Origin of the sequence: Streptomyces sp. NPDC005266, from assembly GCF_040607655.1 — a bacterium.
Taxonomy (GTDB): Bacteria; Actinomycetota; Actinomycetes; order Streptomycetales; family Streptomycetaceae; genus Streptomyces.
In genome coordinates, this window is record NZ_JBEXHC010000001.1 from 92,822 (window position 1) to 105,900 (window position 13,079).

Annotated in this window: 9 protein-coding genes; 5 read left to right on the forward strand and 4 right to left on the reverse strand. The window is 70.9% G+C overall.

Annotation, left to right across the window (positions count from 1 at the left end):
• The first annotated feature begins 223 nt into the window (after positions 1–223).
• The 4 genes from ABZU99_RS00420 to ABZU99_RS00435 all read left to right on the forward strand — a co-directional run bounded on the left by ABZU99_RS00420 (position 224) and on the right by ABZU99_RS00435 (position 6,594).
• The gene (locus ABZU99_RS00420) at positions 224–2,455 is read left to right on the forward strand and encodes a M4 family metallopeptidase (RefSeq protein WP_356044540.1); all 2,232 of its coding nucleotides are present in this window, start codon (positions 224–226) and stop codon (positions 2,453–2,455) included.
• 376 nt (positions 2,456–2,831) lie between these two features.
• On the forward strand, positions 2,832–4,445 hold the full coding sequence (locus ABZU99_RS00425; RefSeq protein WP_355953735.1) for a M4 family metallopeptidase: 1,614 nt from the start codon (positions 2,832–2,834) through the stop codon (positions 4,443–4,445).
• A gap of 147 nt (positions 4,446–4,592) precedes the next feature.
• A complete protein-coding gene (locus ABZU99_RS00430; RefSeq protein WP_356044462.1) occupies positions 4,593–6,260 on the forward strand; it encodes a M4 family metallopeptidase in 1,668 nt (555 codons plus the stop codon).
• A gap of 172 nt (positions 6,261–6,432) precedes the next feature.
• Positions 6,433–6,594, forward strand: a complete 162-nt coding sequence (locus ABZU99_RS00435) for a hypothetical protein (RefSeq protein WP_355953676.1) — start codon at positions 6,433–6,435, stop codon at positions 6,592–6,594.
• Positions 6,595–6,666: 72 nt separating this feature from the next.
• On the opposite strand, the gene ABZU99_RS00440 is transcribed toward ABZU99_RS00435, so the two are convergent.
• The 4 genes from ABZU99_RS00440 to glgP all read right to left on the reverse strand — a co-directional run bounded on the left by ABZU99_RS00440 (position 6,667) and on the right by glgP (position 11,318).
• Positions 6,667–6,825 carry a hypothetical protein gene (locus ABZU99_RS00440; protein WP_355953679.1) on the reverse strand — a complete coding sequence of 53 codons (159 nt, stop codon included), beginning with the start codon at positions 6,823–6,825 and terminating at the stop codon, positions 6,667–6,669.
• A gap of 308 nt (positions 6,826–7,133) precedes the next feature.
• Positions 7,134–7,763, reverse strand: coding sequence for a class F sortase (locus tag ABZU99_RS00445; protein ID WP_356044459.1), 630 nt, complete (start codon positions 7,761–7,763; stop codon positions 7,134–7,136).
• Positions 7,764–7,861: 98 nt separating this feature from the next.
• On the reverse strand, positions 7,862–8,413 hold the full coding sequence (locus ABZU99_RS00450; protein WP_355953684.1) for a hypothetical protein: 552 nt from the start codon (positions 8,411–8,413) through the stop codon (positions 7,862–7,864).
• Positions 8,414–8,576: 163 nt separating this feature from the next.
• Entirely contained in the window at positions 8,577–11,318 is a 2,742-nt protein-coding gene (glgP, locus tag ABZU99_RS00455; protein WP_356044455.1) for an alpha-glucan family phosphorylase, read from the reverse strand.
• Positions 11,319–11,539: 221 nt separating this feature from the next.
• Between glgP and ABZU99_RS00460 the strand changes: the two genes are divergently transcribed.
• The gene (locus ABZU99_RS00460) at positions 11,540–12,886 is read left to right on the forward strand and encodes a S8 family peptidase (RefSeq protein WP_356044452.1); all 1,347 of its coding nucleotides are present in this window, start codon (positions 11,540–11,542) and stop codon (positions 12,884–12,886) included.
• The last annotated feature ends 193 nt before the right edge of the window (positions 12,887–13,079 follow it).

The following is a 13,079-nucleotide window of genomic DNA, read 5'->3' on the forward strand; positions in this document are numbered from 1 at the left end:
CGAACCCCGTAACGCCAGGGAAACGCACCACCGCATCCGCACCCGTTCTGCCACGCCCTGCCCGGACGGCGACCCAGCCGCCCGGTCGTCCCGGTCGCGCCACCGCGTGGCCAGCGCAGAAGGAGTCAGCGTGAGATCTCTCCCCCACCGGCAGCTCAGACCCAGCAGCCGCAGACCCGGCAGCCGCGCCGTCTCGGGCGGTGCGCTGGTCGCCGCGGCGGCGATGATCGTCGTCGGCGTACAGGCCGGCCCCGCGGCCGCCCGTCCGGACGACTCGGCCCGGACATCCGCCGCCGGCGGCACGATATCCGGCAGGCCGGACCCCGGCTCCCTGCCCGCCAAGCTCTCGCCCGCGGCCCGCGCCGGGCTGATCCGGGCGGCCGACGCCACCAAGGGCGCCACCGCCAGAACCCTGGGCCTGGGGGCCAAGGAGAAGCTGGTCGTCAAGGACGTCACCCAGGATGTCGACGGCACCACCCACACCCGCTACGAGCGCACCTACGCCAAACTTCCGGTCCTCGGAGGCGACTTGGTGGTCGACCGGGCGAGGAGCGGCGCCGTGGAGACGGTCGCCAAGTCCACCAAGGCGCGGATGAGCGTCCCGACGACGACCGCCGCCGTCGCGCCCGCCACCGCGGAGAAGGCGGCCGTGAAGGCGGCGCACGCACAGGGCTCGCGGAAGACCTCGGCCGACCGGGCGCCGCGCAAGGTCGTCTGGGCGGCGAAGGGCACGCCCACCCTCGCGCATGAGACCGTCGTCGGCGGCCTCCAGGACGACGGCACCCCGAACGAGCTGCACGTCATCACGGACGCGACGACCGGCAAGAAGCTCTTCGAGTACCAGGGCGTGAAAACCGGCACCGGCAACAGCCAGTACAGCGGCCAGGTCGCCCTGGGCACCTCGGGCAGCTCCGGCTCGTACAACCTGACCGACGCGGGCCGCGGCAACCACAAGACGTACAACCTCAACCGCGGCACCTCGGGCACCGGCACGCTCTTCACCGACGCCGACGACGTCTGGGGCAACGGCACGACCTCGGACGCCGCGACCGCCGGGGCGGACGCGCACTACGGCGCTGCCGAGACCTGGGACTACTACAAGAACGTGCACGGCCGCTCGGGCATCAGGGGCGACGGGGTCGGGGCGTACTCCCGGGTCCACTACAGCAGCAACTACGTCAACGCCTTCTGGCAGGACACCTGCTTCTGCATGACCTACGGCGACGGCTCGGGCAACGCCAAGCCGTTGACCTCCCTCGATGTCGCGGCGCACGAGATGACCCACGGCGTCACCGCCGCCACCGCCAATCTCACCTACAGCGGCGAGTCCGGCGGCCTCAACGAGGGCACCTCGGACATCTTCGCCGCGGCCGTCGAATTCGCCGCGGGCAACGCCGCCGACCCCGGAGACTATCTCGTCGGCGAGAAGATCGACATCAACGGCAACGGCACGCCGCTGCGCTACATGGACAAGCCCAGCAGGGACGGGGCGTCCAAGGACAGCTGGTACTCCGGGGTCGGCAATGTGGACGTGCACTACTCGTCCGGCATCGCCAACCACTTCTTCTATCTGCTCTCCGAGGGCAGCGGCGCCAAGGTCATCAACGGCGTCAGCTACAACAGCCCCACCTACGACAATCTGCCGGTGACCGGCATCGGCCGGGCCAACGCCGAGAAGATCTGGTTCAAGGCGCTGACCCAGCGGATGACCTCCAACACCAACTACGCGGGCGCGCGCGACGCGACGCTGTGGGCGGCCGGTCAGCTCTTCGGCCAGGGCAGCGCCCAGTACAACGCCGTGGCCAACGCCTGGGCCGGGGTCAACGTGGGCACGCGGATCGCCGACGGCGTCACCGTCACCCCGCCCGGCGACCAGACCAGCGTCGTGGGCCAGGCCACCAGCCTGCAGATCACCGCGACCAGCTCCAACCCGGGCGCGCTCGACTACGCGGCCACCGGGCTGCCCGCGGGCCTGTCGGTCAACTCCTCGACCGGTCTGATCTCCGGCACCCCGACCACCACCGGCTCGAGCGCGGTGACCGTCACGGTGACCGATTCGGCCGGCAAGACCGGCACGGCGTCCTTCACCTGGACCGTGAACACCACGGGCGGCAACGTCTTCGAGAACACCACGGACGTCGCCATTCCGGATGGTGGTGCCGCCGTCACCTCGCCGATCACGGTCAGCCGGCCCGGCAACGCGCCCTCGAACCTCCAGGTGGGCGTGGACATCGCGCACACCTACCGCGGTGACCTGGTGATCGACCTGATCGCGCCGGACGGTACGGCCTACCGGCTCAAGGGTTCCAGCGTGTTCGACTCGGCGGACGACGTGAAGACCACGTACACCGTGGACGCCTCGTCCGAGACCGCCGCCGGTACCTGGAAGCTGAAGGTCCAGGACGTGTACGCACAGGACTCCGGCCACATCAATGGCTGGAAGCTGACCTTCTGAGTCCACATCTGAGGGCGGCCCGCCCGACGAGGGCGGCCCGCCCGACGAGGGCCCGGGCCTGAGCCGTCCCCACAGACAGGCGCCGCCAGGGGTGACCCGACTCCCCCTGGCGGCGCCTCCGTTGATCACGTTCTGTCCGTTATCCGGAGGTTGATCAACGCCCAACGAACATTTTCCGGCCGACCTGTCATGAAACCAGTGACATGTACCCGACCTATGTGACAGTCTGCCACGCACTCGAACCCATAACCCCTGTTGTTCAGCACCGGGCCGCACTTCCCCGCCGCCCGGCGCTGACCCCCCACAACAACAAGGAGTTCACGTGAGCAAGAACAGTTCCCTGCCCAGAGGCGCCCACGCCCGCAGACGCCGTTCGATGAAGGCGGCCGGCGCCGCGGCGGTCGTCACCGGGTTGATCGGCGCGGCCATAGCGGCCAACTCGGCCGGCGCCGCGACCACGTCCGGCGACGGAGAGAGGTCGGGCGCCATACCCACCGTCCTCACCGCCTCCACCCGCGCCGAGCTGCTGCGCGACGCCAACGCGACGAAGGTGGACACCGCCAAGGCCCTGGGCCTGGGCGCCAAGGAGAAGCTGGTCGCCAAGGACGTCGTCAAGGACGCCGACGGCACCACCCACACCCGCTACGAGCGCACCTACGACGGACTGCCCGTCCTCGGCGGCGACCTGATCGTCCACCAGGCCAAGGGCGGCGACGTCAAGAGCGTCACCAAGGCGACCAAGGCGACCGTCAAGGTCGCCACCACCACGGCCGAGGTCACCCCGAGCGCCGCCGAGAAGTCCGCGGTGAAGCTCGCCAAGGCCGACGACACCAAGAAGGCCGCGGCCGACCAGGCCCCGCGCAAGGTGGTCTGGGCCGGCGCCGGCGAGGCCACGCTGGCCTACGAGACCGTCGTCGGCGGCCTCCAGAAGGACGGCACACCGAACAAGCTGCACGTCATCACCGATGCCGCCAGCGGCAAGAAGCTCTACGAGTACCAGACCATCGAGACCGGCGCCGGCCAGAGCGAGTACAGCGGCAAGGTCGACCTCGGCACCAGCAAGGAAGGCAGCGGCTTCACCCTGACCGACGCCGACCGCGGCGGCCAGAAGACCACCAACCTGGAGAACGGCGAGAGCGGAGACGGCAAGCCGTTCACCGACCCCGACGACGCCTGGGGCACCGGCAAGCCCGACGACCCGCAGACCGCGGCCGTCGACGCCCACTACGGCGCCGCCACGACCTGGGACTACTACAAGAGCGTGCACGGCCGCAACGGCATCGCCGGCGACGGCAAGGGCGCGCCCTCCCGGGTGCACTACGGCGACTCCTACGTCAACGCCTTCTGGGACGACGACTGCTTCTGCATGACCTACGGCGACGGCCAGGGCAACAAGAAGCCGCTGACCGCGCTCGACGTCGCCGGCCACGAGATGTCCCACGGCGTCACCTCGAAGACCGCGGGTCTGGAGTACAGCGGTGAGTCGGGCGGTCTCAACGAAGCCACCTCCGACATCTTCGGCACCTCCGTCGAGTTCTTCGCCAAGAACACCACCGACGTCGGCGACTACCTCATCGGCGAGAAGATCGACATCAACGGCGACGGCAAGCCGCTGCGCTACATGGACAAGCCCAGCAAGGACGGGGCCTCCGCGGACGCCTGGTCCGCCGACGTCGGCGACAAGGACGTGCACAACTCGTCCGGCGTCGCCAACCACTTCTTCTACCTCCTGTCCGAGGGCAGCGGCGCGAAGGAGATCAACGGCGTGAAGTACGACAGTCCGACCTCCGACGGCTCCACCGTCAAGGGCATCGGCCGCGACAAGGCCGAGAAGATCTGGTACAAGGCGCTCACCACGTACATGACGTCCACCACGGACTACCACGCCGCCCGTGAGGCCACCCTGAAGGCCGCCGCCGACCTGTTCGGCGCGGACAGCGCCGAGCACAAGGGCGTGGACGCGGCCTGGGCCGGGGTCAACGTCAAGTAAAAATCGTTGAGTTCGGAACGACACACGCGCCGGTGTCCGGGGTTTTTGTCCCCGGGCACCGGTATGTTTTATCCACGGCAAAGCCATATCTTTGTCGGGTTGAGGGGGAACCTTCACCCCAACTCCCCATAACTGCTGGAGATACGCGTGGATTCACGTTCGACGTCGCCCATATCTGGCATATCCCGTTTCAGACGCTCGCGTACCGCCCTCGCCGCCGGAGCGGCGACCCTGGCCGCTTCCCTGCTCGCCGCCGGCGCCACCGCCGGCTCCGCGGGCGCGGCGACCCCCACGTCCGCCTCGGCGGACGCCTCGACGCTCACGCTCTCCGCCTCGGTCCGCGCCGAGCTGCTGCGCGAGGCCGGTGCGACGACGGTCTCCACCGCCAAGGCCATCGGTCTCGGCGGCAAGGAGAAGCTGATCGTCCGGGATGTCGTCAAGGACGCCGACGGCACCACCCACACCCGCTACGAGCGCACCTACGACGGACTGCCCGTCCTCGGCGGCGACCTGGTCGTGCACGAGTCGCCCACCGGCGCCTCCCAGGGCGTCACCAAGGCCACCGACGCCGACATCAAGGTCGCGGACACCCGCGCCGCGCTCGCCCCCTCCGGCGCCGAGCGCACCGCGCTGACCGCCGCGAAGTCCGCCGGCGACAAGGGTGCCGACGCCGACCGCTCGCCCCGCAAGGTCATCTGGGCCGCCACCGGCAAGCCCGCGCTCGCGTACGAGACGGTCGTCACCGGGGTGCAGAAGGACGGCACGCCGAGCAAGCTGCACGTCATCACCGACGCCGACACCGGCAAGAAGCTGTATGAGTACCAGGCCGTCGAGAACGGCACGGGCCAGGGCCAGCACAACGGCAAGGTCACCATCGGCACCGTCCGAAGCGGCAGCCAGTGGCTGATGAAGGACACCGCGCGCGGCGGCCACCAGACGTACAACCTCAAGCACAAGGAAGAGGGCAAGGGCTCGGCGTTCTACGACGCCGACAACGTCTGGGGCAACTACAAGCCCACCATCGCCCAGACCGCCGCCGTCGACGCGCACTACGGTGCCGCGAAGACGTGGGACTACTACAAGAACGTCCTGCACCGCAACGGCATCCGGAACAACGGCAAGGCCGCCTACTCCCGCGTCCACTTCGGCACCGGCTACGTCAACGCCTTCTGGGACGACGACTGCTTCTGCATGACCTACGGCGACGGCGAGGGCGACAAGAAGCCGCTCACCTCGCTGGATGTCGCGGGCCACGAGATGAGCCACGGGCTCACCTCCGCCACCGCCAACCTCGAGTACAGCGGCGAGTCCGGCGGCCTCAACGAGGCCACCTCCGACATCTTCGGCACGGCCGTGGAGTTCTACGCCAAGAACCCCAAGGACGTCGGTGACTACCTCATCGGCGAGAAGATCGACATCAACGGCGACGGCACCCCGCTGCGCTACATGGACAAGCCGAGCAAGGACGGCCTGTCCTACGACTACTGGAAGCGCGGCGTCGGCAACGACGACCCGCACTTCACCTCCGGCATCGCCAACCACTTCTTCTACCTGCTGTCCGAGGGCAGCGGCCGTAAGGTCATCAACGGTGTGACCTACAACAGCCCGACCTACGACGGCCGCACCGTCAAGGGCATCGGCCGCGCCAAGGCCGAGAAGATCTGGTACAAGGCGCTCGCCACGTACATGACCTCCACCACCAACTACGCCAAGGCGCGCACCGCGACCCTGAGCGCGGCGAAGGCTCTGTACGGCTCGACCAGCACCGAGTACAAGACGGTCAACGCCGCCTGGGCCGGCGTCAACGTGAAGTAAGCCCTCCGGCCGGGCGGGCCGCGGGGCCCGCCCGGCTGCACCAGCTCCCTACGGCTGCGCGTCGGCGCGCCGGCAGGCCTCCTGGTTCTCCGGCACCGAGCAGGGCAGATGGCCGTGTCTCTCGATCAGATTCCGCCCGGTGTCCCCGGCCGGACAGTCGAGGAACTCGGAGGTGAGGGCGTTCGCGGGCGGCGCGGTCCAGGTGTACGCGTACTCGGGCTCCCAGAAGGGATACGTCCGCTACCGGACGGCCTCGGTGGACGGCCGGCGCCCCTCCAGCCGCACCAGCCGGACATCGCCCGCGGCGGCCTTGAGCTCCGCGGTGCGCAGCTGACCGGGCTGACCCGGGACGGGGTGTATCTGGTCGAGGGCGGGCCGACCGGGTTTCCGGGCAGTGAAGAGCTCATCACGAGCCGTCGCCGCCGCCGCGCCAGGTGGTCCGGACCCGGCGCCATGCCTCGATGACCGCCGGGATCTTGGACAGGAGCTCCACTGCCAGGGTCAGTATCAACCCGGCCAGGCCGAAGGCCGCGAGTACGAGCACGGTGACGGCGTCCCAATCCACCAGTTCTCAACCCCTCGTTCGGGTGGTCGAACTGGTGGCCCCGGCAGGCTCAGCCCGACCACCGCTCGGTGGTCAGCTGAGGTCCTGCCGACGCCCAAGATCTCAATACGTACGACGGAGGACTTCACGCCTCCGGGACCGCGGCAATTCCGGCTGTGTGGCCGGCTTTTTTCGTGCACCGCATGACGTCGGACATAGGGTGCAACACTCCCCCGTGCTCCACGGTCCAGCACCAGGATAGCCGCAACGCGGCATGTCGCACTGGCAAGTTGGCCTGGTTTCCGAGACACACCGCCGGCTCGCCTTGGTCATGTCACGCCGGTGAGATGGGCGAAGACGACCACGTTCGACTCGTATCCGGTCGACCGGGAGTACGAGCCGCCGCAGGTGATCAGCCGCAGCTCGGGGCGGTTGGCGACGCCGTAGACCTTGGAGTTGGGAATCCTGTTCCTCGGGTAGACCTCGATGGCGTCGATCGTGAAGAGCGCGACCTTGTCGTCATCGCGCTGAACCTGGACCGGCTCCCCCTTCCGCAGCTTGCCGAGTTTCCAGAACACGGCGGTGCTGTCAGGGAGGTCCACGTGGCCGTAAAGGATGGCGGTGCCCGTCTCGCCGGGCGTGGCGCCGTCCTTGTACCAGGCAACGAGGTTGTCGTTGTCGGCCGGCGGCTCCTTCAGGTGGCCATTGGCGTCGAGGCCGAGACCGGTCAGGGGAGCGTCGACGGAGATGGCGGGGATACGCAGCCGTCGGGGCTCCGAGCGGGTCAGGGGGCTGACGGCCGCCGGCCGCCCGGTCTCTTCGGCCGCCGTGAAGGGCTGTGCCGCGCTGGGCAGCGGGGGGTGGCGCGTCACGGTGCCGTCGTGCACCAGCCAGCCGCCCAGTGCCACGCCGGCCATGGCCAAGGCGTAGCCTCCGGCCACCAGGAACCGGTGCCTCATGTGTCCTCCCGGGTAACGGCGGGGTTGCCCCGGACCGGACGCCGGTCCGGGGCAACCCGGTCACTGGCTGCGCTCGGCCTCAGCTGCCGCCTTCAGCCTCAGCCACGGTCGGCGGCCGCGCGCCGACGACGCACGACCAGCACGCCGCCACCCAGGCCGGCTGCGGCCAGCACGGCGCCGAGGGCTATTTCGAGGCTGTTCGGCCCCGAGGCACCGCCGCCCGTACCGGTCCGCACGCCGCCGGACGGGCGCTGGGTCGGGGTCTGGGTGGCGGTGGCTGTCGGAGGCGGGCTGCTGGTCGCCGTGCGGGTCGGGGTGGCCGTGCGGGTGGGAGTGGCCGTGCGGGTCGGGGTGGCCGTGCGGGTCGGGGACGGGCTGTGGGTGGCTCTGTTGTGCTGCTTGTGCTGCTCCCGGGCGTGCTCTCGGCCCTCGTGGCGGCGTGAGTCCTCGCCTTCGGAGTGGCGGCGTGCGTCCTCGGGGTCGGGGCTGGGGGCGACGAGCATGATGCTGCCGCCTTCGGTGCGGCTCTTGACGGCCGCAGAGGACGAGGTTCCCGCGTACGCGGATTGCGCGAGCGCCGTCGTCAGCGCGAGTGATGCCGTCGCGATGGCCGCGGCCGCGCATGCCCTGCTGGTAATCGGTGCTGACATGGAACCTCCCGGGCTGAGAAGGACGCCGGTCTCTCCGCCGTCCCCACGCCCATCAGGCTCGCCCGGCTATGGGCTGTATGTTCTATTCAGTGCGGCCGTTCGGGTGAAACAGCCCGCCCCGCCACCCACGAGCGGCGAGTGGCGGGGCGGACGTACGGGCAGGTCACCGCATCAGGACACCCGCCTCTTCGGCCGTGGTTTCCGACGGCACGGCGATCAGGCCGAGTTCGGCGGGGTCGGCGAGGAGGCGGTGGGCGGGGAGGATGCGGATCGTGTAGCCGAAGGGGCCGGTGCGGTCGAGGGCGAGGGGGCCCTCGTAGAGGCGGCGGCCCTCCTCGTCGGGGCCCGCGGTGGGCTTGAGGGGCACGTGGGTGCCGTCCGTGATGCGGTCGGTGTCGTCCACGCGTCCGGCGACGGCCTGGACTTCCACGTCGGCGGGTTCGAGGCCACCGAGGCGTACCCGGACCCGAAGGGAGAGGTTCGAGCCCAGTTCGGCGGCGCCGCCCGGAGCGGGTGGGGTGAGCTGGGCCTCGACGTGGTCGACGGCGACGTCCGGCCAGGCGGCGCGGACGCGGGCCTTCCAGGCGGCCACGTCGCGGGCGGCGGTGCCGTCGAGGGCGCGGTGGGAGCGGGCGGCGGGGGCGTAGAGCCGCTCGACGTACTCGCGCACCATGCGGCCCGCGAGCACCTTGGGGGCGAGGGTGTTGAGGGTGCGCCGGACCATGTCGATCCAGCGGCCGGGGAGGCGGTCGACCCCGCGGTCGTAGAAGCGCGGGGCGACGCGGGTCTCCAGCAGTTCGTAGAGGGCGGCGGCTTCGAGGTCGTCCCGGCGGGTCTCGTCGATGGCGGTGCCGTCGGCCGTGGGGATGGCCCAGCCGAAGTCGGGTTCGTACCACTCGTCCCACCAGCCGTCCAGGACGGAGAGGTTGAGCCCGCCGTTGAGCGCCGCCTTCATTCCGCTGGTCCCGCATGCCTCCAGCGGCCGCAGCGGGTTGTTGAGCCAGACGTCGCAGCCGGGGTAGAGCTTTTGGGCCATCGCCATGCCGTAGTCGGGCAGGAAGACGAGGCGGTGGCGCACCCGCGAGTCGTCGGCGAACCGCACCAGTTCCTGGATGAGCCGCTTGCCGCCGTCGTCGGCCGGGTGGGCCTTGCCCGCGACGACGATCTGGATCGGGCGCTCGGGGTGGAGCAGCAGCTCCATCAGCCGGTCGCGGTCGCGCAGCATCAGGGTGAGCCGCTTGTAGGAGGGGACGCGGCGGGCGAAGCCGATGGTGAGGACGTCGGGGTCGAGCACTCCGTCGATCCAGCCGAGCTCGGCGGTGCCCGCGCCGCGCTGCCGCCAGGACTCGTGGAGCCGACGGCGGACCTCGGCGACGAGCTGTTTGCGCAGGGCACGGCGGAGCTCCCACAGTTCGCCGTCGGGGAGGTGGCCGAACTGGCGGGCGCCGAGCCGGGTGACCTCCGGCGCGGTCCAGGTGGCCGCGTGGACGCCGTTGGTGACGGAGGTGATGGGCACCTCCTCGGGGTCGAAGCCGGGCCACAGCCCCGCGAACATCTCACGGCTGACCTTGCCGTGCAGGGTGGACACCCCGTTGGCGCGCTGGGCCAGCCGTAGGCCCATGACGGCCATGTTGAAGAGATTGGGCTCGCCGCCCGGGTAGGTCTCCATGCCGAGCGCGAGGACCCGCTCGACCTCGATCCCCGGCAGTTCGCCGTCGTCGCCGAAGTGGCGGGCGACGAGCTCGCGGTCGAAGCGGTCGATTCCGGCGGGGACGGGGGTGTGGGTGGTGAAGACGGTGCCGGCCCGCACCGTCTCGTGGGCGGTGGCGAAGTCCAGGCCGTCGGCGATGAGTTCGCGGACCCGCTCCAGGCCCTGGAAGCCGGCGTGGCCTTCGTTGGTGTGGAAGACCTCGGGGGCGGGGTGGCCGGTGAGCCGGCAGTACGCGCGCACGGCGCGGACGCCGCCGATGCCCAGCAGCATCTCCTGGAGCAGCCGGTGCTCGCTGCCGCCGCCGTAGAGCCGGTCGGTGACATCGCGCTCGCCGTGGTCGTTCTCCTCCACGTCCGAGTCGAGCAACAGCAGTGGCACCCGGCCGACCTGGGCCTGCCAGACGCGCGCGTGCAGCGGGCGGCCGCCGGGGAGAGCGAGCGGAATCCGGACCGGGCGGCCGTCCGGTCCGCACAGCAGGGTCAGGGGCAGCTCGTTGGGGTCGAGCAGGGGGTACCGCTCCTGTTGCCAGCCCTCGCGGGAGAGGGACTGGCGGAAGTAGCCGTGGCGGTAGAGCAGCCCGACGCCCATCAGGGGCACGCCGAGGTCGCTCGCGGCCTTGAGATGGTCGCCGGCGAGGATGCCGAGGCCGCCGGAGTACTGCGGCAGGGCGGCGGTGATGCCGAATTCCGGCGAGAAGTAGGCGATGGCGGCGGGGAGTCCGGCGGATGTCCCGGACGGCGTTCCGGACGGCGTTCCGGACGGCGTTCCGGACGGCGTTGCGGATGGCGTTCCGGACGGCGTTGCGGATGGCGTTCCGGACGATCTGGACGACGTTCCGGCAGATGGTCCGGCGGGCTCGGGGGCGCTCCTTGTGACGCTGCCGTCGCCGGCCCCGGCCAGGCCCTGGTACCAGCGGGGGCCGGTCAGATAGTCGTGCAGATCGTCGGCGGCCGCCGTGAGCCGCCGCAGGAAGGGGCGGTCCTCGGCGAGGTTCGCGAGTCGGGAGACGGGCACGCTGCCCAGCAGCCGCACCGGGTCGCCGCCCGACGCCTGCCAGCCCTCGGGGTCCACGGCCTCGAAGAGCTCGCGGGTCTCGGGATGCCAGGACCAGCGCAGATTACGCGCCAGCCGGTGGAGCGGTCGTAGGGGTTCCGGAAGGACGGGACGCACGCTGAATCGACGGATGGCCTTCACCCTTCGACGGTAGCGGCCGGGGAGTCCCCGTTTCGGCTGTTTCGCCCGGCCCCCGAGAAGTCGTGGTGGAGGCGCCCAGCCGGATACTGGCGCGAATTCAGCGCAACCCGACCCGGTATCCGCGCCGCTGATATGGCTGGTTCCACCCCCTGATGCGCCCTTGTCCGGATCTTTCCGTACACGAGAGGCTGGCGCCGTCGAGTTGGGGAGGGGAATCGACCATGGCATTCAGAAGGGCGCGCCGCCGCCGCGCGGCCGGGGCTCTGGCCGCTGCCGCGGCAGCGGTCCTCGCGTCCGCGCTGCCCGCACAGGCCGCTCCCCTGCGGGCCGCCGCCCCCGTCGAAGGGCGGGTCCAGGGCGCGGCGGCGGCGGTGGACGGCGGCTATATCGTCACGCTGAAGCGGGGGGCGGGGGTACCCGCGGCCTCATCCGGACAGGGCAGGGCGCTCGTCGAGAAGTACGGGGCGCGCGTTCGCCGCACCTACAGCACGGCGCTGAACGGCTATGCGGTACGGGCGGACGAGGCACAGGCCCGGCGGCTCGCCGCCGATCCGGGCGTCGCCTCGGTCACCCGGGACGCGGAGGTGTCGCTGCGGGACACCCCGTCACGGCGCACCGCGTTGCGGGACACCGCGTTGCGGGACACCGCGCTGCGGGACACCGCGTTGCGGGACACCCCGTCACGGCGCACCGCGTTGCGAGACACCCCGTCGCGGCGCACTCAGTCCCGTCCACCGTCCTGGGGTCTGGACCGGATCGACCAGCCGGACCGCCCGCTGGACGAGGCGTACACCGCGCCCGCGAGCGCGGGCCGGGGGGCCACGATCTACGTCATCGATTCCGGTGTCCGCACCAGCCACCGGGACTTCGGCGGCCGGGCCCGGTCCGGCTGGGACTTCGTCGATGACGACCCGGTCGCCGAGGACGGCAACGGCCATGGCACCCATGTGGCCGCCATCGCGGCGGGTGCGCGGTACGGCGTGGCGAAGCGGGCCGGCATCGTCGCCGTACGGGTACTGGACGACCGGGGCGAGGGGACCAGCGCCCAGGTGCTGGCCGGTCTGGACTGGGTGCTGACCCACGCGAGGCGGCCTGCCGTGGTCAACCTGAGCCTGGGGACGGCGGTCGCGGCACCGGTGCCCGAGTGGGACACGGCGGTACGGGCCGGGATCGCCGTGGGGCTCACCTTCACCGTCGCCGCGGGCAATCAGAACGGGCCCGCGGACTCGTTCTCGCCGGGCCGAGTGCCACAGGCGCTCACGGTCGGCTCGACCGACCGCGCCGACCGGCGCTCCGACTTCTCCAACTGGGGCCCCGCCATTGATCTGTTCGCGCCCGGCGACCGGATCGTCTCGGCCTCGAACACGAGCGACACGGCGACCAGAACGCTCTCGGGCACCTCCATGGCGGCGCCGCATGTCGCGGGCGCCGCCGCGCTCCATCTCGCGGATCACCGTTCGGCGACCGCGGACCAGGTCGGTGCGGCGCTGACGGCGGAGGCGGTCATGGGCCGGGTGCGCGGCGCGGGCTTCGGCTCGCCGAACCGACTGCTGCGGGTGTCCAACTGAGGCGACGGTATGACGCTATGACTGGACGGCCTCGCCTACGGGCGGGGCCGATCCATGTACCCGGCGTTACGAACGGATAGTTCACGGGAACCCGGATTGTTCCCCGGTGGCGCAGGGGAAGGCTTTCCGAACGCGCCCCCCATGGCCGACCTCATCCGCCCACCAGAGTGAACGCGGACAGGAGCTGTCATGC

Coding starts and splice junctions, on each gene's coding strand:
- ABZU99_RS00445 (WP_356044459.1), bottom strand. CDS start 7,763: ATGAGGCACCGGTTCCTGGTGGCCGGAGGCTACGCCTTGGCCATGGCC.
- ABZU99_RS00425 (WP_355953735.1), top strand. CDS start 2,832: ATGAAGGCGGCCGGCGCCGCGGCGGTCGTCACCGGGTTGATCGGCGCG.
- ABZU99_RS00450 (WP_355953684.1), bottom strand. CDS start 8,413: ATGTCAGCACCGATTACCAGCAGGGCATGCGCGGCCGCGGCCATCGCG.
- ABZU99_RS00460 (WP_356044452.1), top strand. CDS start 11,540: ATGGCATTCAGAAGGGCGCGCCGCCGCCGCGCGGCCGGGGCTCTGGCC.
- ABZU99_RS00420 (WP_356044540.1), top strand. CDS start 224: ATGATCGTCGTCGGCGTACAGGCCGGCCCCGCGGCCGCCCGTCCGGAC.